Origin of the sequence: Shewanella sp. SM95, from assembly GCF_025653595.1 — a bacterium.
Classification (GTDB): domain Bacteria; phylum Pseudomonadota; class Gammaproteobacteria; order Enterobacterales; family Shewanellaceae; genus Shewanella; species Shewanella oncorhynchi.
Window position 1 is genome coordinate 187063 of the sequence record NZ_JAKKSE010000005.1, and the last position, 23039, is coordinate 210101.

General features: G+C 42.0%; 21 protein-coding genes. 17 read left to right on the forward strand and 4 right to left on the reverse strand.

Annotated elements, in window-relative coordinates; all coding sequences use genetic code 11:
• The first annotated feature begins 165 nt into the window (after positions 1-165).
• The 5 genes from L5M29_RS08875 (at position 166) to L5M29_RS08895 (ending at position 3992) form a co-directional block, all read left to right on the forward strand.
• Entirely contained in the window at positions 166-846 is a 681-nt protein-coding gene (locus L5M29_RS08875) for a class I SAM-dependent methyltransferase (RefSeq protein ID WP_263167381.1), read from the forward strand.
• Complete coding sequence (locus L5M29_RS08880; RefSeq protein WP_263167382.1) at positions 836-1897, forward strand: HNH endonuclease; 1062 nt, start codon at positions 836-838, stop codon at positions 1895-1897. The genes L5M29_RS08875 and L5M29_RS08880 overlap by 11 nt, the downstream gene beginning before the upstream one ends.
• Before the next feature lie 314 nt (positions 1898-2211).
• Positions 2212-2640: a hypothetical protein gene (locus L5M29_RS08885; RefSeq protein WP_263167384.1), complete on the forward strand. Its 429-nt coding sequence runs from the start codon at positions 2212-2214 to the stop codon at positions 2638-2640.
• Between the two features lie 21 nt (positions 2641-2661).
• Positions 2662-3246, forward strand: coding sequence for a hypothetical protein (locus L5M29_RS08890; RefSeq protein WP_263138916.1), 585 nt, complete (start codon positions 2662-2664; stop codon positions 3244-3246).
• 119 nt (positions 3247-3365) lie between these two features.
• Positions 3366-3992, forward strand: a complete 627-nt coding sequence (locus L5M29_RS08895) for a Fic/DOC family protein (RefSeq protein ID WP_263167385.1) — start codon at positions 3366-3368, stop codon at positions 3990-3992.
• Between the two features lie 3 nt (positions 3993-3995).
• On the opposite strand, the gene L5M29_RS08900 is transcribed toward L5M29_RS08895, so the two are convergent.
• Complete coding sequence (locus tag L5M29_RS08900; RefSeq protein ID WP_173913200.1) at positions 3996-4151, reverse strand: hypothetical protein; 156 nt, start codon at positions 4149-4151, stop codon at positions 3996-3998.
• A 206-nt stretch (positions 4152-4357) separates the two neighbouring features.
• Complete coding sequence (locus L5M29_RS08905) at positions 4358-5968, reverse strand: ABC-F family ATPase (RefSeq protein WP_131524739.1); 1611 nt, start codon at positions 5966-5968, stop codon at positions 4358-4360.
• A 675-nt stretch (positions 5969-6643) separates the two neighbouring features.
• On the opposite strand from L5M29_RS08905, the gene L5M29_RS08910 reads away from it, so the two are divergent.
• From L5M29_RS08910 to L5M29_RS08940, 7 genes are all read left to right on the forward strand, one after another.
• Entirely contained in the window at positions 6644-7252 is a 609-nt protein-coding gene (locus tag L5M29_RS08910) for a VF530 family DNA-binding protein (RefSeq protein WP_168827127.1), read from the forward strand.
• Positions 7253-8721: 1469 nt separating this feature from the next.
• On the forward strand, positions 8722-9690 hold the full coding sequence (locus L5M29_RS08915) for a helix-turn-helix transcriptional regulator (RefSeq protein ID WP_263167387.1): 969 nt from the start codon (positions 8722-8724) through the stop codon (positions 9688-9690).
• Positions 9687-10880, forward strand: coding sequence for an EAL domain-containing response regulator (locus tag L5M29_RS08920; RefSeq protein WP_263167389.1), 1194 nt, complete (start codon positions 9687-9689; stop codon positions 10878-10880). Before L5M29_RS08915 ends, L5M29_RS08920 begins: the two co-directional genes overlap by 4 nt.
• Positions 10881-10883: 3 nt before the next feature.
• Positions 10884-11183: a hypothetical protein gene (locus tag L5M29_RS08925; protein WP_173496906.1), complete on the forward strand. Its 300-nt coding sequence runs from the start codon at positions 10884-10886 to the stop codon at positions 11181-11183.
• Complete coding sequence (locus tag L5M29_RS08930; RefSeq protein ID WP_263167390.1) at positions 11173-13077, forward strand: ATP-binding protein; 1905 nt, start codon at positions 11173-11175, stop codon at positions 13075-13077. Before L5M29_RS08925 ends, L5M29_RS08930 begins: the two co-directional genes overlap by 11 nt.
• A 187-nt stretch (positions 13078-13264) precedes the next feature.
• Positions 13265-14299, forward strand: a complete 1035-nt coding sequence (locus L5M29_RS08935) for a GGDEF domain-containing protein (protein ID WP_263167392.1) — start codon at positions 13265-13267, stop codon at positions 14297-14299.
• A 174-nt stretch (positions 14300-14473) separates the two neighbouring features.
• Positions 14474-15262, forward strand: a complete 789-nt coding sequence (locus L5M29_RS08940) for a CLCA_X family protein (RefSeq protein ID WP_263167395.1) — start codon at positions 14474-14476, stop codon at positions 15260-15262.
• 142 nt (positions 15263-15404) lie between these two features.
• Here L5M29_RS08940 and L5M29_RS08945 read toward each other — a convergent pair whose 3' ends face one another.
• Complete coding sequence (locus L5M29_RS08945) at positions 15405-16367, reverse strand: hypothetical protein (protein WP_263167398.1); 963 nt, start codon at positions 16365-16367, stop codon at positions 15405-15407.
• A gap of 461 nt (positions 16368-16828) precedes the next feature.
• On the opposite strand from L5M29_RS08945, the gene L5M29_RS08950 reads away from it, so the two are divergent.
• From L5M29_RS08950 to L5M29_RS08970, 5 genes are all read left to right on the forward strand, one after another.
• Positions 16829-17998 carry a PepSY-associated TM helix domain-containing protein gene (locus L5M29_RS08950; protein WP_263167401.1) on the forward strand — a complete coding sequence of 390 codons (1170 nt, stop codon included), beginning with the start codon at positions 16829-16831 and terminating at the stop codon, positions 17996-17998.
• Positions 17998-18474, forward strand: coding sequence for a hypothetical protein (locus tag L5M29_RS08955; RefSeq protein ID WP_105252512.1), 477 nt, complete (start codon positions 17998-18000; stop codon positions 18472-18474). The genes L5M29_RS08950 and L5M29_RS08955 overlap by 1 nt, the downstream gene beginning before the upstream one ends.
• A gap of 272 nt (positions 18475-18746) precedes the next feature.
• A complete protein-coding gene (locus L5M29_RS08960) occupies positions 18747-20939 on the forward strand; it encodes a TonB-dependent siderophore receptor (protein ID WP_263167403.1) in 2193 nt (730 codons plus the stop codon).
• Between the two features lie 641 nt (positions 20940-21580).
• Positions 21581-22039, forward strand: coding sequence for a hypothetical protein (locus tag L5M29_RS08965; RefSeq protein ID WP_113940432.1), 459 nt, complete (start codon positions 21581-21583; stop codon positions 22037-22039).
• Positions 22040-22223: 184 nt separating this feature from the next.
• Positions 22224-22709: a DsbA family protein gene (locus L5M29_RS08970; RefSeq protein WP_263167405.1), complete on the forward strand. Its 486-nt coding sequence runs from the start codon at positions 22224-22226 to the stop codon at positions 22707-22709.
• Between the two features lie 106 nt (positions 22710-22815).
• Here L5M29_RS08970 and L5M29_RS08975 read toward each other — a convergent pair.
• Positions 22816-23039: integrase core domain-containing protein (locus L5M29_RS08975; RefSeq protein WP_263167406.1), on the reverse strand; the 224-nt coding region annotated here is incomplete at its 5' end.

The window sequence follows — 23039 nt, forward strand, 5'->3', positions numbered from 1 at the left end:
TATTGGGTCGAATAGCTGAAATCAGCACAGTGATCGCGAACAACATAATGCTAAATATTTTATGCAAAACAGCATGATAATAATGACATGTATTTTTTATCAAATACGACTGTGATAAGTTAGCGTCTGTAAAAACAATCACTTGTTGCAAAAGGATCGTTGTCAGTGAGCACTGTGTTTTATAATGACCACGCCGAAATACTCGCGGCACAGTATTTGTCTAAAACCTTTGAAGAAGTGCATTCGAGTTGGTTGCATCATCTTTTGCCTCTACTCACCAAAAATACATTGTCGATATTGGATGTGGGAGCAGGTTCTGGGCGGGATGTGCATTATTTAGCCGAAAAAACACAGGGCAAAGAAACACAAATTATTGCAGTCGAACCTGCGGTTGTTTTAGCGAAAATGGGGCAGGTGTTAACTCGGGAGCTACCCGTGCGTTGGATTGAGGATGGTTTACCTCAGTTGCAAAAAGTGGTTGGCCTAGCGCAACAGTTTGATCTGATTTTACTCAGCGCTGTGTGGATGCATTTATCTCCCTCAGAGCGCCCACTTGCACTAGTAACACTCTCACGCTTACTCAATTCGACTGGACTTTTAGTCATCAGTTTGCGCCATGGCCCAAGCCCCGATGCACGCGTTATGCACCCAGTCAGTGCCGATGAACTGCTCACACTTGCTGCAGATTGTCAGCTACGACTTTTAGATTTGAGCCAAGATGAAACCGATAAACTCGGTCGCTCACAAGTGCATTGGCAGACGTTAGTTTTTACACCCAAACTGATGCCAAACGTAAATGCACCTGAAGCAAGCGTTATTATTCAGGAGCGACTGAATGCCGATTGATGCGAGAAGACAAGTTGAATTTATTAGCTATTTACAACGTCTGTTAGTTGAAGGGGATTTCGTTGCAACTTACAAATTTGCCTTACTGCATACGATCGCCGATATCTGTATCGAACGGCCATTAATACTCAATGCCGATCCTGCGCTGAAAACCGCGATCAGTATTGATGATTTGGTAGAGAAGTTTATTGAACTTTACTGGCAACACTCTTTGCCTTTTGGTGCCAATGATGGGTATTTTGTCCTGATCCAAAATAGTGGAAAGCAATCAGCCTTGATCAACAGTTTGATTGAACTACGCCATCAAGGTGTTAACAGTCTATCCCAGTTAAAAGCGCATCTTAGTTATCCAGCTTTATTGCGTAAAACGCGCGGTACGTTTAAAGATGGCCCCTTATGGCGCTTACAAAACTTGTCACGTAATGAAGAATGTTTCCTTTATCCCCATGATAAAACGAAAAATTACATCGAGTTGAATCCGGGTATCGCATTTTGCTTCAGGCGATTTCACGATTTAGTGGTGTCATTGGCTCGTACTCAATGGGTACAAAAAATCGCCGAGTTTCCAGCAAATCAGGTCATTATAGGCAGTAAAGGCAATTTAAGTGAGTTTCTGTTTGGTAGCGACAGACAGACGATCACCTATGCTAGACCTGTACTGCTTGATATCCAAAAAGGCCAATGCTTCTATTGCCAAAAATCATTAAAAGAAACAGGCGAAGTGGATCATTTTATCCCTTGGGCACGATATCCTAATGATTTAGGCCATAATTTTGTCCTCGCACATAGCAGCTGTAATAATCAAAAACGCGATCATCTTGCCGCTCAGCACCATAAAGATAACTGGTATGAGCAAAATATTATCCGGCATGGCCAAACGTTACACTCTGAACTCAGTCGATATTTCGTCTGTGAGAGTGATCGCTCTGAAGCCATTACTACTTGGGCTTATCAGCTTGCAGGACAAAATCGCTCGCCTCTCTGGTTCGATAAAAAGACCTTTGTGCCTTTTAATGCATTAGACAATGACCTGTCAAATACTGCAATTTAGAGCATGCTCACAGCTTTATGGCACTTATTTTTAGCACTCGCCAAGGTAAGCAACTGTGCTGCAATTGAATGAGCAACGCTGCCAAGCTAAAGTAATCAATGAACTATTTACATGTTATCTTGGTGGCATTACATTTTATCTTCATTTATTTCGTTACCTGTTGATAGTAAAGGTTTAATTTCTGCCAAGGTAATTAATTTCAAAGAGAATAAGGAGTATTTAGTAGACATATATGGCGCACTCGTTCAGTGACAACAAGCAGATGAATGCACCATGGAATTTATTGATAATACATGTCTAGTTTTGGAGGTTTGATGATGAAATCGATTTTCTTACTGCCCATATCTGTGCTTGTGCTGATAGGTTGTACAACGCCTAAATCGCCGAGCGAAGTCTATGACGAGTACAATGCTAAGGTACAGCAGGGGATGAGTTATCAAGAGGACAAGGCTTACTATACCCAACGTAAGCAAGCGGATGTTGAGTCTAAGTTCCCACAGTATATGCAGCAGATGAAGCAGTCCCGCGATGAAGTGATCGCATCTTATCTTTCATTTTCAAAAGCGACTGCCAAGTGCAAAGCACTCACCTTAGTGTCGCAGGTGATCGAAGGGGATACGGCCGTTCTTGAATATGTACAAAAAGATCTCTGTGGTAATACATCGGAGGCGAATGAAAAACAAAGAATTAGCATGATAAATGAAGGTGGTTGGAAAATTGATGAGCTCCAAATTAGTCTCTAAATCATTTGGAATGTCATATCAATGACAGGATTTTATGAGTTTTTTAGCCTACCAAACGGAGTTGAGGTTACTTGCCCCCATTGTACTGGCTGCGCCACTTTTACCTTTGCCCATGTTTTTCGTTTAGAGAAAAAAGATGTGCATTTATTTGAGGGTAGACAGTTTGAGATCAAGCAGTTTAATCAAAGGTTTGCCCATAAATGGCCAGGTGTGCTGTTTTTCCCTCCGCTATTGGATGCTTCTTGGCGGGAAAAATTGCCAGAAAAATACCAAGGTACTTCGACTTGGGAACATAGGGCGAACAGTGCTTTTACAGACGGTACAGATCTTGGTCTTATTTGTTGTTATCAGTGTATGGCAAAACAGAAACATCGACTTGAATGGCCCAATGACGCATTTTATTCCCTTGAGTTTAAAGGTCATTCACTTTGGGCATTTAATAAACAGATGATGCTTCAGATCCGTGATTATATTCAGGCCAAAGATCGCGATGCGGTATTTGAGTCTGAGCCGATAGTCATTCGACATTTGCCGACAATTTTTAAACTGGCTAAAAATCGCGAGATATTGGTTAAAAAAATTAATAAGCTAATTTATAGCCCATAGTTTCTACATACCTATTTCAAAGACTTGTGTGGTCAATCTCATCGAGTAGTTGTGTTAAGTTGTCTGTGACTCGGATATTTGCTTTTCTATTAGTTATTACAGTTAGCGGGTCTATTATCATGTCGAAATATCATATTGGCACTACCGAGGATGAATTCGAACCCGGTTCCGGCGGCCATATACTTCGTAACAAACTCGCGATAACCGATGCAGAGGATATGGCAGAGGTAGAGACTCAGTTGTTACTAAAGCTTTATGAGTACGTGTTTCAATCTGGTGTTATTGAAAGCGAGCATCTATCGGTTGGTATGCTCTTTGAGTGGCATCGAAAATGGCTCGGTAATGTTTATTACTGGACTGGTGAACGGCGTACAGTCAATATGGGAAAAGGTGGTTTCGAATTTACGGCAGCGGCTCAAATACTTAAGTGTCTCACTCAGTTTGAAAAGGAATATTTGAGCAAGTTCAATGGTTTAAGTTCGTTTTCTAGAGACAAAGTTGTGAGTTACTTGGCTGAAAGTCATGTGGAATTTATCCTAATTCACCCATTTGGAGAGGGAAATGGACGTTTGTCACGTTTGATACTCGATGTGTTGGCAGTAAAGGCGGGTTATCTCCCACTTGATTATGGGATTTGGGAACAAAATAGAGATTTTTATTTTAAGTCAATTCAAGCAGGGTTGGGTGGGGATTATCAACATATGGCTCGTTTGGTAAACGATGTGCTCAGCGCTAAAAACGAATGAAGTTTAGGCTAAGGTCAAATGACTGAAACGGCTTTTTTTGGCCTTCAATTTTGCTTCAACTTCAGCCGTAGTTTTACCCGTCTCAATAGCGGTTGAACTGGCCACAGCGCGATAGAGTCGATTTTGAGTCACTTGTGTGTTTTTTGATTTAGTTTTCATAGGATCAACCTCAATTAAGTGCATGAATTATAGCACTCTAGATAACGAATAGACAGCTGTGTATCCAAGGCCCAAAGCAGCAATACTTCATGTTTTACCAATCATATCGCTCTTTAGATATCGATAAAAAGTCGTCAGTAGGTTCTCCAATGACGACTCTTTTAATCAAGCTGACATAGCCGATTAAGGTTTATCAAAGCACAACATTACGCGCTTTTTCTCGCTTCCATTTCAGCTTGGCTTGAAAGGTACTCATCGAAAGTGCCTTGGAAGTTAATCACTTTTTTATCTTTAATATCAATGATACGTGTTGCGAGTGACGATACAAACTCACGGTCATGACTGACGAATATCAAAGTGCCTTCAAAGTCTTTCAACGCATTATTGAGTGCTTCGATGGCTTCCATGTCCATGTGGTTAGTCGGTTCGTCCATGATCAGCACATTGATGTCTTGCATCATTAACTTACCGAATAACAAGCGGTTTTTCTCACCGCCTGAACAGTTACGGGCTTTCTTGTTCGCGTCATCTTCGGTGAACAGCAGACGGCCTAACATGGCGCGTACCATAAGATCGTTGTGCTTAGGTTGGCGCCACTGTGACATCCAATCCATTAACGTGTAGTCATTATCAAATTCGTCACTGCTGTCTTGTGGACAGTAGCCGATTGATGCGTTTTCTGACCACTTGATCACGCCTTTATTATGTTCTAAATCATTGACTAAGCAACGTAGGAAAGTGGTTTTACCCACGCCGTTTTCGCCGATAATCGCTAATTTTGCACCGGCTTCGAGGATTAAGTCGCCGCCTTCGAATAGCAGCTCACCATCAAACCCGTGGGCCAAATCTTCGAGGATCAGTGCTTGGCGATGCATTTTCTTGCCGGCATCGAAACGAATAGAAGGGTGAATACGGCTTGATGATTTCACTTCATCAAGCTTGATCTTGTCCATTTTTTTCGCGCGCGAGCTGGCTTGTTTTGCCTTAGATGCGTTGGCACCGAAGCGGTTGACGAAGTCTTGCAGTTCTTCGATTTCAGCACTTTTCTTGGCGTTGCCCGATAATAATTGTTCACGGATCAAAGACGATTGTGCAAGGAAGTATTCGTAGTTACCAGGGTAAATGCGCAGTTCGCCGTAATCGATATCAGCCATGTGGGTACATACGGCATTCAAGAAATGCCTATCATGGGAAATAATGATCATGGTGCATTTGCGTTTGTTCAACTCGGCTTCTAACCAGCTAATGGTATGTATGTCCAAGTTGTTGGTTGGTTCGTCGAGCAGCAAAATATCTGGGTTGGCAAATAGTGCTTGTGCCAACAATACCCGCAGTTTCCAACCCGGTGCGACTTGTTGCATTAGGCCGTAATGGAAAGATTCTTCAATACCCGCTTCGAGCAGAATTTCACCGGCGCGGCTTTCGGCGCTGTAGCCATCCATTTCGGCAAATTCACTTTCAAGATCGCCAACGCGCATGCCATCTTCTTCGGTCATATTCGGATTGGCGTAGATTGCATCGCGTTCCTGTTTGACTTTCCACAGGGCAACATCCCCCATGATCACCGCATCGATCACACTGTATTGTTCAAACGCGAACTGATCTTGGCTTAGGGTACCGACTTTTAAGCCAGGCGTGATGGACACATTGCCAGAGGTTGGCGCTAACGCTCCGCTGAGGATCTTCATAAAGGTCGATTTGCCACAGCCATTCGCGCCGATCAAACCATAGCGGTGACCATTGCCAAATTTCGCTGAAATGTTTTCAAACAATGGCTCAGGGCCAAACTGCATCGTGATGTTCGCGGTAGAGATCAAAGGAGCTTTCCTAGGTATTTGCTAACGGAGATTGTGACAAACAAGCCTCAAAATGAAACATGCGCTTCACCCACTCTAAGCCAAAACATTAAAGTTGGGATAATAAGGTCGCGGAGTATACAGACTAAGGGCTAAAGATGCGAGCAAGGATGTGATGCGCAGCTATAAATTGAGCCGTTTCAGTGGCGTTTATTTTGTGGTTGACCCAAGGCATCAGCGGATCATAGGTAAAATTTAGAAACGGGTTTGAGCTTGATGCTGAGTTCATACCTGTTAGCGTGATATCGCAGATATGCAGATTAAAACCGTCGGCTGCGGCGTATTTTCTTTGCCCTAAAGCCGATGCCAAACCTCACTAGCGCAAATAAAAGAAGGCGTTTAGCTTATTTACCGTTATTATTCCCGCAGTTTTGTCGAGCAGCAGATTTTACGGCTAATATTTAATGGCTCAGTTTGGAGGCTTTAGGTCCGTAAGATTTAAGATCTAAGCATCACGAGCAATAAGGCTTAACGCCCTATGCTATTGCCGTAGCAACGTCAGTGGCTCATGACTTCATAACTTGAGTGATTTCTCTAATCGCGAATTTTAGTAGCGAATTGAGTCACTCGTTTAACAACTCAAAACCGTAAACTAATACAGTAAAATCAGCCAATAGGGCTGAACTTGGAATTCCCATGATTGAAGAGCAACAGAACAACCCGTTACACGGCCTCAAACTCGAGACAATGATCACTGAGTTAGTCGATTTTTATGGCTGGAAAATTTTATACGCGGCATTAAAGCTAGGTTGCTTTAACACCAACCCGACCATTGAGGCCTGTATTATTTTCCTCAAGAAGACTGAGTGGGCGCGGGAGAAAGTGGAAAACTTTTACCTGTATCGATTCAAGCGTATGCCTAAAGCCGTCGGTGAGCAGTTTGATCTTAAGCCACGCGAACGAGGTTTTGCCTCAGGTATCGCGCCGCGTAAACCGATGGAACTCACCATAGAATCTATCGCTAAAATGCAGGCACAAGCCAGCGCCGAGTACGAAGCGGGTAATAAACGTCCTAACTCTGGTTATGGCTCAGGTAAGAGCTTTGGTAATGGTTCAGGTAAAAGCTCAGGCAAAAAACCTACGGGTGGACGTGGCACCGGCTCTGGATATGGTTCATCGAATAGCAACTCACAGCGCCGCAGCGAACCCCGAAACGAGCCAAGAAACGATTCAAGAATGGCTGAGCGTTCAGGACCAAGCCCATCGACGGATGATAACGATCCGTGGGGCACTAAACGCGGCTAATCCCATGTCTGTCGAATTGAGTGGGTATGGTTTTTCACAGGCGTTAGTTTTACATTCGTGATTTACAGTGACTAGACTCAACTTGCTATTTTCGTACCCGTAAAAAATTAGCTCTGGTATGAGTTAGCTTTTGTAAGAGTCGTTTTGAAGTCATGGCTCTAGTTGTATGATAGAACATCTGATTTATCGCCTGATTTAAAGAGAAGAGGTTAGCTGTTGAATACAGCTAACCTCTTTTTATGATTAACTATTCACTTTATTGCATTAAGGTGAGAAAAATCTCGGGGATTATAGTTTTAGATTTGCATATCTAGTGCATAACCAGTTAATTCATCAATTTGCAATCAGATGGTGCTGGTTGCTCATGTTTACGACCAATACCAGCGCCTTCTCTAACTCCTGTGCTTTATACTTTGTGCCTTTTGTTCATCTTCGTCGCTTAAATGTCCAGAGTTAACGTCAAGGTGTTTGACGATACAGCTCCAAGGTAACCATTTAAATGTTTGATTATCATTGGGTAAGTAGTTTTAGCCGTCTTGCTCCACCAGCATTCTCTGTTGCCAAACGCCGCTGCCGACTTGCAGATGCGTAACGGTCAAACCATAGGTTTCGGCGCTGCCGTCATTCAGCGCCAAGGGATATGTCAATCACTACTATATTCGAACTGCGGTTAGGCTTAGCGGCTGGTATTCTTTTGTGTCTAATGCGGGATAACTTAAGTTTGCCCAACTCGCTGATATTTGCTGATGAGACCCGTTTAATCAAAGCACGCTATAACTTGGCGACACCTGCACAAGATTCTCACAGTATTGGCACTTCTTTATCCTTCAGCGACGCCAGTGATTATAGGCGTTCCTTTAAACGCTGGACTGGCCCATTACCCACTTATTTTCGCAGCTAGCTTGCTTAAGCCATAAGCCATAAGCCATTAAAAACTATCCTACTTATATCTCTAAGCTGATACTGTCGCGGTTTGCCTATTCCAAACGTGAATAACCATGCGTGAAAAACGTGGTTCAGTGAGAAAAATCCCGAAGTTATATCCAACATTTTGAATATTTAACGCATAAATAATCAATTTGGCGTTTTATGGCCTTTGCTGGTGAATCTTATATTTTATGCGGTTTTATAGGAGGGTCTGTTGATTGCTGTTTTATCTATGATGCAATGATTTAACCGAACGAATAACTAGACACTTTTTTCCATCGCTTTTTTGACTGTGCCATGGTCTCAGATAAACAATGGCATTTATACTCGTTTTCCTATTGCAAAAAACGTGGTGAATAAAAGGCTGAGATGGAGGAACTGAGTGATGAGTGACGAAAAAATCACTGGACTTTATTTCATCGAGAAACTTCAACGCATTTGGATTACTTTTACATTTAGACATCCAGAGCCAGTAGATGACATCGACCATAAGACGTATATGGAGCTGCTAGATAAAATAAAAAATTCAGATGGAACGCGATATGATTTGTACACCTATCTCCTATCAAAGCAAAACAAGTGCACAGACATTCTCCAATTTCTTAAAACACACCCGCAGTGAGAATAATTTATCTCAAGAAGATTTATGTAGTCTACTCAGGCAAAAAAGCTGCCTGTTCGATATGTTAGACTCCATCACTATTAGCCGTTGGGAGCGGGGAGTTAACATTCCATCCCTAGCTAAACAGTCTGAAATCGTTGAAATATTTGGCTCTGAACGGTTTGATATTTATCGGGAGGACAAAAAATTCATCAACGAAGGTTTAGCGTTAATTAACCTTTTTGCATCGACCATAGAACGCAGTGATCATCCGTACTACCGTAATACTCCTTATCGTGTCGAGTTTATCGAAAGCCACCATCAAAACTTTATGACCCTGCTGCAACTTAGCTTGGTTTATGAAAGTAACCCGCGTTTATCCTTTGTGAGCCGTAAGTTATCTCAACCTTTTTTTCGTGGACTCTCATTGGTGGTGGCTTTTAGCTTTGGGGATCAAATCATTGGACACAGTCTATTCTGCCGCACTCAAGGCAAAATTGCCCTCGAATTTATGAATGATGAGGTGGACTTGTTTGAGGTCATTAACCATAACAGTCAAGCTTTGCCAGATACCTTAATGGTGTTCTCCTCCTTTGGCGTAACGCCTTATATTGAAAATTATATGATGTCTGTTTATCTCAATGAATTGGCCACGAGTCGCTCACTTAAGTTTTTGAGTTTTAATATCTGTGATGAGTCACTAAAACGAAAATTGACGCAATTTAAGTTGCCCATATTTAAAGTTAGAACGATAGAAGGCGGCTTCAAACCAGTCAAAAACTATTCGTTTTTCTCCAGTCGCACAGAAGTCATGGCGAATCGTAATTTACTCAAGCTTTCTGTTATCCCTACATCCAAATCCCAGACGATTGATCCCATTTTCTTTATGCAGTTAGAGACCAATATATGAATATTCTCATCATAGATGATCAACGCTTTATTAGAGAAACCATGAAAGCTGATATCCATAAGTACTTAGCAGAGGACAATGTGGAGATCTATGAAGCCAGTAATGGTAATCAAGGAATTGAACTGATCTTAGCTGTAGAAGCAAAACTTGATTTAGTCATTTTAGAATTAAAAATGGATCAAGGTGACGGTATTGCGGTGATTAATATGTTGGCCTCCGAGCCCCGATTTACTGCCATTCCGATTGCGGTGATCAGCTCCTCGGATAAACGGACTTTAGAACTGGTGGATAGCATTATCACGGGTTTGAAACTCAACTTGCTTGGCGTATTTGCTAAACCTATCAATGTGAATGACATTTTAACGCCATTGCTAGACGCCTCCGACGATAGAAACCGTGCCCATCAAGATGAGTCTATCGTGCAAGACATGGCGGCGAATATCAATGTGCGGCAATTGCTCAAAAATGAACAATTAATTTTGTGTTATCAGCCTAAGATTAACCTTAAAACAAAAGCGATCATCGGTTTTGAAGTGCTTTCGCGGCTTTGCGATCAATCCAATGGCTATATTTATCCCGACGTTTTTTTGCCACTGGTGAATCAGCAGGGGCTAAATAGCTTGTTTTCGCGCATGGTTATTTCCCAAGCATTGCAATGTTGGTCGCGCCAACCGTTATTAATGGCGTTTGCCCTGTCGATTAACATTACCGCAGATGATTTGACCTGTGATGAACTCATTGAGTACATCATCGAATGTGGTCGTGAGTATAAACAAATCCATTTGATTTTAGAGCTCACCGAATCACAGGAAATCATTAACCAAGATAGAGTGCTTAACTCAATTGCACGGTTGATCATCAATAATATTGATATTTCCCTCGATGATTTCGGTAAAAGTTATTCTACTTATGATCGTCTTGATGCCATTCCCTTTAAAGAGATCAAAATTGATAAAAGTTTTGTCTCCGATATGGATATCAATCATCAACATTATCTCATCGTAGAGTCCACCATCGCGCTTGCGCAAAAGATGCACGTAAAGGTGGTTGCAGAAGGCGTTGAGACAAGTGCAATAGAGTTAATTCTCTCTGAGTTGGGATGTGATGTTGCCCAAGGTTATTTGTACAGCCCCCCGATTGAAGGTCGTTATCTTATTGATTGGATTGCTCAATATAATAGGAGTGCCTAATGTATGAATGCTAATACTGAGTTACCCAAGGCCTTATCTGTATTCTTTGAGCAATACAGCCAAGAACAGCAATCGCGACTGCGATTGACACTGATTGCTGAATTACAGCGAATGCGACTTGGGCTAGAACAATATGAGTCCTCTGACAGTATCGAAGGCCTGAAACATCAATTTACGGGTATTGCGCGCTACTTGCAGCTTAAAGATATGCTGTCTGTCATGGATGTTTGCGAGCGAGAGCAGTTTGAACATCAGTTATGCAGCTTGCTAAAGGCCGTAATGGATTACGCTAATGAGCTTTAAATATAGCGCTTGTATCAATATGTTCAGTGGCTTATGGGTCACTCTGTTGGTGCTGTGGTTAACCTTGTCCCACTCACGTTATGAATTTGACTCCATTTACAATAAAAAAGCAGAAGCGGTTTTTACTTCTTCACGGGATATGTTCTTACAACATGAAATTATGTTGGATGCGCTAAAATCGTTTTTTTATGCTTCGAGTGAGGTAACGTCACAGGAATTTGAGGTTTTTGCTAAGGACTTACTGAAGATCAAATCTGCTGTCGCTTTTACACTGACCCCCGAACTTGAACTGGCCTATATCTCTGATCAGACAATGGCGCCAGAACTTAAGCCACTTAAATTAGTCAAGAATAGTAAAGGCGAACTTCAGGCTAGCCTTGCCGATTACACGTTAGCGGTTGTTAATATCGATGGGCCTAATATGCTTTATTTAGTCTATGCCATTTCTCATCAGCGGATATTAGCGCGGATTGAGCAGGAGCAGGGTGTATGTATTAGCTATCAATTTGAACAATCGTTATTGCAAAGTTCATCCTGTAACCATGAGTTTTCCACAGGCATATTTTCAATGTTTAGCTACTCAGATAGCCGAACTTTGGATATTCCTGGATACCAAACCCGGGTAGATTTACGCATAGAATATCAAGTGCCACAAAAAGAGGTTGTCGAGCTAATCGTGATTATCTTACTGATTGCTTCTCTTGGTATTACTCTGTCTTTTCTTTTGTATTTTAAGTCTAAAAATCAGCATATTGTAGAGCAGATTAAGCTCGATAATCGATCTAGATTAGCAGTACTTTCCAGCATAAATCATGAGATCCGCACTCCTATCAATGCCATTCTTGGCTACAGTCGCATGTTAAAAAAAGCGCGCTCACAGCCACAAAAACTGGACGAAATTATCGATAAAATGACCTGGTCAGCTAACTTACTTTACTCGGTTGCCGAAAATACGTTGAATTACAGTAAGGCTGAAGCTGGGCAGTTAAAATTGAATCGGCATTTAGTCAATTTGCACGAATATCTGAGCAATATTGAGGATTACTATCGTGCTTTTAGTGCGACATCGGGTAAACGTTTACAGGTTGTCGTGAATGAGTCTTTGCCGAAGTTTATCGAGCTCGATGGGACTAAGTTATTCCAACTCATGACGAACATTATCAATAATGCCTTTAAATACAGTACGGGTAGCGAAGTGCATTGTTATATGGACTTACGCCTTAAACGTCACCATAAAGACCATAGTCCTATGCTTAGGGTACTGATCCGCGATTTTGGCGAGGGAATGTCAAAGGAAGCACAGCGCGCTTTAGTTGATCCCTTTATGCACGCATCTAACTCATATACAACAACATCGGGCATGGGATTAGGACTCTATACTTGTAATCGATTGCTTGAGCAAATTGGCGGTAAGTTTATGTTGCGCAGTCAAAAGGGCAAAGGCACCACAGTGCTGTTACATTTTCCCTGCCAACTTACCGAGGTGAAAGAACGATTAACGATTCAATATGATCAACAAAAAGTGTTAATCATAGATGATAATCTGTTTAACCTTGAGATTTGCAAAGCCATGCTAGAGCACTATCATTTTCAAACCTTCAGTGTTGATAACGCAGCGCAAGCACTTAAGATGTTGATTCACTCATTGCCACATATTGTTATTGTGGATTACCGTTTACAAGATATGAATGGCTTGCAACTTATCAAACAGATGCAACAAACATTACAAAACCTTGCCAGTGATACCCAGTTTGAGCATCACTGTCGCTTCTTTTTGCTTTCAGCTAATGATAGCGATGATATTCCTGAGTTAGCATTATTCCCTGAGGTACATTTCATGCAGAAACCTTTTAGTGCTGAAATATTTCTCAGTAAATTGGCCGTAAAATCGTAAATTATCAAAGCATTGGATCTGGTTTTTAAAGCTTATTTGCCGAATGAGTGGGATTTACATCGCGGTAGAGTCAATCCCGTTGCGGTAATATGGGGGTAAAGACAAAGACGCTGTGATTAGTGTAGAACGCTGCTAATCTAAACATGTCGGAGATCTTCTCTAAAAGCGTCATTGCTAGGAATAATCGATGGAAAAAGAATCTCTTGAGTCTGTTTACCCCTTTTTAACCGAAGCCTTACGGCTAAGCGAGAATGGCCTCGCTGTTTTGGACAAGCACAATCATTTTATCTTTTATAACCATACCTTTGCGAAAATGTTTGGTTTTGTTGATCAAGACATGGCTGGCCGGCATTTTGACGACATGATGCACTTTGCCTTTACCCATAAGCAAGGGCCTAAAATTGATCATGAAACCATAGAGGAATGGCTTGAACTTATTCATGCGAATCAACGTAAATCAGCTTTTCGACGTTTTGAAGTGGATCTGGTCGACGGTAGCTGGTTGCAACTTTCTGAGCAGGTTTATCACAATGGCGATATGGTCATTGTTTGCACCGATATTACCCAGTTAAAACAGGTCGAATTTGCCCTAAGGAATGCGCAGACTGAGTTGAATCGACTCGCACTCACCGATGAATTAACCGGTATTGCCAATCGACGGCATTTTTTCCAGCAGTTAGAGCATGAAATCAAACGCTTGAGTCGTCTACAGTTACCTTTGTGCCTTGTCATGATGGATATCGATTATTTTAAACTCGTTAATGATCGCTATGGGCATCAAGTGGGTGACAAGATACTGCAGCATTTTACCCAATTTATCAGTGCTCGCACGCGCCCATACGATATCTTTGGTCGCTTCGGCGGTGAGGAATTTGCGCTATTACTGCCAGAAACGTCGGTCGATGTCGCGCAGAAAATTGTGACGCGTATGATGTTAGCGCTTGCGAATGAAGATATTTCAGCGATAGTCGCCGATTTTCACTATCAATTTTCGGCAGGAGTGAGTGCGTTAACACCTGTAATGACTCATCATGCCATCGAAGAAAACAGCGGTATTTTAGCGCTTCAGTCTGTGCCTTCATCGATTGAAATAGGGAGTCAGTGCCGTTCAGATGCTGAAAAGCTGGTGGCCGAGGCCGATAAAGCCTTGTATCACGCTAAAACTACGGGGCGAAATCGTGTCGTGGTTTGGGATGATGTGATATTAACGGCTAAAGCTTAGCTAGCCCAATAGTTGTCGAAATCTAAGCATCGTGATACCAAACCAAGAGTAAGCGCTGCTTGGCTTCTATTCTTAACTTGATATTGCACTTAATGCAGCGTTTTGTTCCTGTGCATTTTCACCTAAAATAGCCAGCTTAATGTGTCTCTCACTGCATAGGGTTCAAGGGAAGCCGTGTTAATCAATCAGCAATATAACCGCCATGGACCCGATTATCGATTTGGTGAGCAAGTCACTTTTCTTGATATTAAACAAACCTTTGGTTTTAGCCATGTGCGTGTTGGCCGCTGGGTGACGCGGGATGAATCGCGCATTGCTGCGGATTTAGTGTTTGATTCGCTCGCCGATCTGGCCTTTATCTTAAAATTGCCACCTTTGACTTTAGGGCTGCGGGAAACCGTCAGCCTGGCCTTTGGTCATGGCGGCCAAAAGGGCGTTCAGGCCCATTATGCTCCCGCGACCCGAGAGTTGGCATTGGCTAAAAATGCAGGTGCAGGTGCTTTAGCCCATGAGTTTTGGCATGCGTTTGACCATTATATTGCCGCTAAATCATTCAAACCTACTAATAAGCGGTTTCAGTGTGCGAGCGATCTTTGGCTATCCGATCTGCCCATCATAGATCATCCATTAAATGTTCGATTATCTGAGATCTTCAAAGTGACATTGTTGAGTGGGCAGGGTGATGAGCCCCATGATTATGTTCGCCGAGCGATTGCATTAGATAAAAAACATGGGATGCAGTACTTCTCTCGGCCAACGGAGATGATGGCGCGAGCATTTGAAGCCTGTATTGAATCCTATACTGATATTTCGAATCCGTATTTAGTGTCGGGAACCCGTTTTTCAGCAATGGCAAAGGAGGGGGCTTATCCCGATGAGACCCACAGACAAGTGATTTTTCAGGCGCTGATCAATTACTTTGAACCGCTGGGGATCGCATTGGGTAAAAATCCCCTTAACTAGGGTGTGTTGACGTTTTGAGTCATGCATTTGAACAGAGGTTAATTTAGCGTCGCTAGAGGGCAAGGCAAAATGTAAAACGACATTCGCCTTAGGTATTTTGAATGTGTTTTGAATGCGAATGGTAGTGGACACAGGGGGAGGGTCACGAGCCGTTTGAAGGCTCGTTGCCAATTAAGCTCGTGTGCTTAGTCGACAACGTTTGCCAACAATAGGCCAAACTATGGCGAATCGCATCAAGATATTGAGATGCCTGAGTATCCATTAAATACCAATAGCTGGGTTTTGATTCTGGCATGTGGTTGAAAAATAAAGCTTCAGCATTGATGAGCTGGCTAGGATGAGCAAATTGCAGCCAAATGTTGATGGGTGTATGCGCCAGTGTGATTAGCCATTCAAATTGCGTCTGCCGTGTGGCTGGATTTAGCGCATCTGCGATTAATGAGCTCGATTCCTGTAAACGCTCAAGCAAATCAAAGGGATTACCTGCGTTTATCCTAGGTGCGACTTGGCATGGTTGCATTTGGTTTATTGCGGATAGGCGAGGTAAAAATACGGACGCTAAGCTAAATTCAGGCCAGTCGAGCGATGGTACCAAAGCCTGGGCAATCCGTCGTTCGCCTAACCAATTATGCACCATGCAAGGTAAGTGATCGTCAGACGGTAAATCATTGGGTCTTGCTAAACTCGGAAACAGTGACATCCGCTGCACTTGCACATGCTGAGACAATTGCTGCATCAAGACTATTGTGGTTAACCCAGATGAAGGCCAGCAACCGAGTTTAGGGGTTAATTCAATCGCGACTTGTGTCAAGGCTTGGGTAAGCAGACCACTTTGTGGATGACCTTGTACCACAAAGGCATATTTTGATTCAGCAAAACCACCGTTGGCGATATTTACTATCTGATTATTTACATTGCTGTTTTTAGCCCATTGAGTACCGTTAAAAATAAATGTCGTACCTGTGGTCGCAGGCTGCCAATCGCCAGAAGCATTACCAATAATGGTCACTTGCTCAAAGGCAAGGGTGCCCGCTAGAGCTTGCAGATCTAATTTAGCATGTGGCATCTGCAAATGTTGATGCATGTGGGTGTGAGACTTAGGCATAGGCGGAACATCTGTTTTACGAACTCAAAATGGACTTCATTGTAATGGATTATCCCCCTGAGCCCAAAGGGTTAATCCATTGAAGTTTACCGGATGCTGTTTTAACGCAGGATAGTTTAGCTTTAGGTATACCGCGCATAAAAGTGATGCGCGGTATTGGCGATTAACAATTAGACTAAAAATTATAGCTCAGGCTAAGTTCGACATTTCGCGGTTCGCCGAAAAAACCTTGATTGTAGAAATCGATACTAGAGTAGTAAGAAGCTATTTGGCGTTGGAACTCGGCGCTAACAATAGGCTCGAAATGAGCGCTGCTAACAAGTTTTTATCCATCATGATTCCCCATCATAGTATTTTGTGACCGGCATTCTAATTGAAAACAATTCCTAGCGCATCGTATTGATAACAATTTGCATTACCTTTACACTCGCGAAATACGATAAGTGTTAGGAAAGTCACAAATGGCGAAGATCAGTAACCGATTCTGGTTTATGTTGCATGGTTGGGTGTCGCTCCCAATTTGGTTGTTATTTTGTTTTATCTGCTTGACGGGGACGATTGCGGTACTGAGTCATGAGATCACTTGGTTAACTAATCCTGCATCGAGGGCGTTGAACCCTAATGATTTACCCGTAAAACCGGTTAGTGAATTAATGACGATTGTTGAGGAAGCCTACCCAAGTGCGGCAGTCTCTGGCGCTATGACATTAGAACCTTATATGGTCAATGTGATCATGTTCAGTGACGCGGATAAACCCTATGCCATGGCCTATGTCAATCAATACACAGGTGAGATACAACAGATTAATGAAGGCATGACATTTGCCGGTTTTATCAGATCTTTACATGCTTGGTTATTATTTCCTTGGCAAAGCGGTTACAGCTTGGGTTATTACCTTGTCTGTTCGATGGCGCTGTTTATGCTCGCGTCTTTAGTGACGGGACTCATTGTTTATAAACGTTTTTGGCGAAGTTTTTTTGCTCCGAAATTGCGTGTGAGTCAAGGTAAAAAGACACTATTGGCCGATTTGCATAAATTGTCTGGTGTGTGGTCTATTTGGTTTATCACGATTATGGCCGTTACCGGATTATGGTATTTAGTCCAAGCCATTTTTTGGCATGCAGATATTGATATCGAGCCACATGCGCCATTGGTTGCTGCTGAGCAATTGCCCTTTATCCAAAAGGGTGATGTGAATCCCGCAGATCCAAGCGTGACATTTGCACAAGCCTTAACATTAGCGCAAACGCACTTTCCAGACTTTCAACCAAGCTATGTGATGAAACCAGAGCATAATCGTGACATGTATCATCTGAGTGGTAGCGGCGATCACATTTTTTACGATCAGTATTCTTATAACCTCAGCATTAACCCTTGGACGGGGGAGATTGCAAAAACGGCATCACCCGAGACGATGACAGGGATACAAACGCTAATGCATATCGCAGATCCTTTGCATTACGGTACCTTAGGTGGTATCTGGACAAAAATCATTTGGTTTATTTTTGGGGTGATCCTATCGGGTATGTCAATCACAGGATTTATGATGTGGGGACTGCGTAATGTGCGTGCAATTAAAAAAATGGGATCCCCCAGTACTGTGGCAGATAGGTTAGAGGAGGTACGTTAATGGCTTTCATTCATTCAACTTTTTGGCAAAAAAATAAATATAAACTGAGTGGGTTTATTCTATTGCTCCCCCTATTGTTTTTGTATCAGTCGCTAACACCTACATTTCCACCGGCCTGGCAGGCTCAAGAGTTAGGTGAATTTAAAATAGCCCCTTTACCCTTAGATCTAAAAGCACCCTATGTACATCATGATGACTATGTGAAAGATTTTATGTTGGTTTTTGAAAAAGGTGAGGTAGGCAATATACGCCAAGGCTATGCCAATATTGGAACGCAGGCTTTGCCAATAGCAGATTTACAGCGCAGCGAGAATGGTATTTTGCACGGTAATAAGCATGGCCAACACGTACACGCCATCGCAACTAAGACACTAACCTCCGCAGATAGTCTGTGGATATCGATAGAGAATTGGCAAGGTGAGTGGCAAGTGGCAAAGTGGCCTCTGCCTGCCGAGCTAATAGTACAGACACACTGAATGAGGTAAAAGCTAAACACTAATGGCGATCCTATGGAGTAATAATTTCAGGGTCGCTTTTAGTGGCGTAGATTAAGAATGATTAACCGAATACGGTTAAAGAATAACCTTTTTCGCCGTAAACGCTCACTTTTGAAGGCATAAACACAACGGGGACGTTTATTCCTCATTAATAAATGATGAATTTGTTATATACATCACCAAAATACAAATGAAAGTGATTCGCAATAGTGTTACCGTATGTTCATCCTAAATAAACTCCCTAAATTACTATGCGCTTTTATCTACTACCTCTCGCGTCTGCCATTACTTTGGCATTAAACCCTTTGTCAGTCTTGGCTGCAGAGCCGTCTTCTGCTGCAGATGCAAATGCAAATGATCAAAATATTGAAAAAATAACAGTGATGGGCAAGTACACTGTGAGTCGAACCATTGATACCGCCACAGGCTTAGGGCTGTCACTGCAGGAAACGCCACAGTCAGTGAGCATCTTGACCGCTGAACGGATCCAGGATCAGGCACTCAATACCGTTGTTGATGTGGTTAATAACACAGTAGGTTTGTCTTCATCTAAAACAGATAACGTTCGAAATGGCTTTATGGCCCGTGGTTTTGCGGTTCAGAATTACCAGATTGATGGCGTACCTTTATCTTGGAGTTTGGGGGGCGATGCAGGTGAGACTGTGTCTGATATCTCTCTGTATGAGCGTGTAGAGGTGGTGCGTGGTGCAACAGGCTTACTAACGGGGGCAGGGGATCCTTCTGCTTCAATCAACCTAGTGCGCAAACATGCCGACAGTTACGAACTTAAGGGCTATGTTGATGTTGCTACGGGTAGCTGGGATAAAAAACAAGTTACCGCAGATGTTTCTAATGGCCTCAACGACAGTGGCAGTGTGCGCGGTCGCATGGTCGCGAAATATGTCAATAGCGATTCTTATCAGGATCTTTATCAAGACCGTAAGACCATTCTTTACGGCGTAATTGATTCAGACATTACTGACAACACTATGCTGCGCGTTGGCGGTAGTTACAATAACAACAACCCCAAAGGAGCGATGTGGGGTGCGTTACCAGCAGTATTCAGCGATGGTTCGGCTACTGATTGGGATGTTTCTACTACAACAGCGGCAGATTGGAGCCGTTGGGAAACGACTAACATCAACTATTTTGCTAACTTGAACCATTATTTCAGCAATGGTTGGCAGTTGGTGGCGAACTATAATCGCATGGAATATGAAACCACCACCAAAATGATCTATATGTCTGGCTTGCTGAATAAAGAAACCGGTGCAGGTTTGAGCGGTCAGCGTTATCACAGCCATGGTGAAAGTAACTCTGATAATTTCGATTTTCAGTTGAAAGGCGATTACCAACTCTTTAACCGTGAGCATCAATTTGTGACTGGTGCCTTATACAGCAAACAGAAATCCTATGCTGATACCTATGAACCCATCCGTGAGAATATGACGGGCTGGGACTCAAAGGCAGTTGAAAACTTTTATGATTGGCAAAGCAACGCCTTTGAAGAGCCTGAATGGTCAACAAACGCCAATCGCCAGTTGAATATGGATACTGAGCAGAAAGGTTTCTACGCAGCAACTCGGCTAACACTTACCGATGATTTAAAAGTGATTGCCGGTGGCCGTATTTCTAGTTGGAACCGCGAAGGGATCAGTTATGGTACTGATACTAACTTTGGTGATGATGGCGTGTTCGTTCCTTATGTTGGCGCCTTGTATGACATAAACGAAGAGCATCGTGTTTACGCCAGTTATACCGAAATATTTAATCCGCAGAATAAACAAGATGCTAGCGGTAACTATCTGGATCCACTCGAAGGTAAAGCCTATGAAATCGGTTTAAAGAGCGCTTATCTGGACGACCGTCTGCACACCACTGTGGCACTGTTTAAGATTGAACAGGATAATTTTGCTAAGCAAGATACAGACTTTGAGCCGACGGATGAGCAAAAAGCAAATGGTCAGACAAGTGCTTATTATGCAATACAAGGTACTAAAAGTACTGGCTTTGAGTTAGAAGTTGTGGGGGAGTTTATTGATGGCTGGAATATTTCGGCAGGTTACTCTCAATTCACCGCAGAAGATACAGAAGGCAAAGAACTTGAGACCACGAGCCCTCGCAAACAGTTTAAACTCTTTACTACTTATCAGTTTGTCGATCATTTACCTGAATTAACTGTTGGCGGTGGCGTTAACTGGCAGAGTGATAGTTACGCACAAAATGGTAGCGTTGTAATTGAGCAAGATGCTTATTCACTAGTTAACCTAATGGCTCGTTATAATCTGGCGGAAAATATGGACCTACAACTAAATCTCGAAAACCTGCTGGATGAAAAATACTATGCCTATATGTCTGCAGCATCCTATATGCCTCTTGCATACAGTGTGTATCACTACGGAACCCCACGTAATGTGACCCTGAGTTTTAATTACCGCTTTTAAATTTTCCGCTAAATAAAAGGAGTAGCCGAGTTATCGGCGACTCCTTTTATATCTTCTATTATTGTTATTCCCAATATTTTGATGGCTCGTTTAGTGCGTATTAACGACTCAGTACTGACATCGGTAAATATTGGGCTAGCTCACCTATGGTTCGTTCCAAAATCTAATACTGTTATTAACTGAAAGCGGGAAGATGATGCCCTTCAATCTAGTTATGGAATGGCACATATTATATTGGTAGTTTTCCTTCTTTCTTGTGCGCATTGTATTGTCAACAATCAGTGCGGCAACGAACAGAGTCAATAGAAAAATATAGGTATACTCATGTCATTAGCCTCATTACAAGGTTATGGCTTATCGCCAGCTTTTTAAGCTAAAGACCAGATGTTACATAAATTAAGCCGTTGTTGGACTTATAAAGTATTTTATGTTGATGACAAGTTGTTAACAGTTCATATCATTAATAATAGACATAAGTGTTTGACTATTTAGTCAATAATCATTTCAAAACTGCACTTTTAATGAGACATAATGTCATAGTAAATATAGGCTTGTTTAGTAAGTTTATTTTCATCAATGCATAGAAAAGTGATTCATTTTTCACAGTAAAGACCAAGGACTCCCGTTTTGAGGAGAATAATATGCAAATAGAAACGCTTTATGATGTTATGCAATGGACTAGAAATATACACCAACAGCTGCATGCATTTGCGGCACATTGCGCACTTACAAATGATAGCGAAAGAAGCGGATTACTGTTGGAGTATATTTCAGCCCACGAGCAAAAAATGGCTCTGGTTATCAGACAGTTCGAAGATAATGGCAATAGCAATGCACTTAACACTTATTGTCGGCATTATTATGAAAAAACCGCTATTCCTTTTAACACCATAGGTGAACATCCGTTTAAGAGGATGGATACGGATGAAATAGCGATGGCCACACTTGAGTATCATAAAAATATTGTAGGGCTGTTTGAATATCTACAAAACTGCAGTTCTGCACCTTCCGTAACAGAATTTCTTAGCAATATACTGTCCCTTGAAGAAGCTGAAAAGCGATTACTGGCACGTAATATGAAACAAATCGATGACTTCTAGTATGTCTGCTAAAAATCACATCCTTGTACCTATTGCTCGGTGTAGCTTCGGTATTTATTCTGTAGTTCAGATATTGAAATCTTGACTTCATGTGGGTAACAAGTAGATCTGCCATCACAATAATTATTGATTAGCCTTGAAACTAGAGTGTATGACTTAAACTGCCACATTATTAAGGATTAACATGAATCAACCCCTGAACATTGATTACTATTCTGATATTCTTTGTGTGTGGGCTTGGGTTGCACAACAACGTATTGAGGAGTTAAATCAAAAGTTAGAAAATAAAATTCATTTTAAATATCATTATCTCGATGTATTTGGTGATGTTCAAACAAAAATTGAGACGCAATGGAAACAGAAAGGTCAATATAATGGTTTTGCAGAGCATGTACATAAATCTGCATCTATCCGTGATGACGTTCCCACGAACTCAAAAATATGGACAGAAGTCAGACCGACAACGTCGGCCAATGCTCATTTAGTGCTTAAAGCCATTGAACTTATCTATGACAAAAACACCAGTATCAATATGGCATTGAAATTTCGGAGTGCATTTTTTATCGACGCATTGGATATTGGTAAGCTTGAAATACTTTATGATCTGGTTGATTTCTATGGGCTGGAACAGAAAAAATCATCTCAAGCGTTCATGATGGTTCTGCTATAGCCGCATTAATGAGCAACTACCAAAAGTCAGCACAACAAAATCTACAAGGCAGTCCAAGCTATATTATCGACAAAGGTAGACAAATATTTTATGGTAACTGTAGTGGTCAAGTAAAATTGGCCACGATTTTAGAGTCATTCCAATATAAACGTTCTGACTCATTTGGCGTTAACCCACCATTATATTGATGGGGTCTGGTCTCACTGTAATATCCAGTGATGTAATTTGTGATCTCTTTATCTGCTTCTGTAAAATTCCCATAACCACTTACGGGTATCCACTCAGATTTCAAACTTCTAAAGAAACGCTCCATTGGTGCGTTATCCCAAC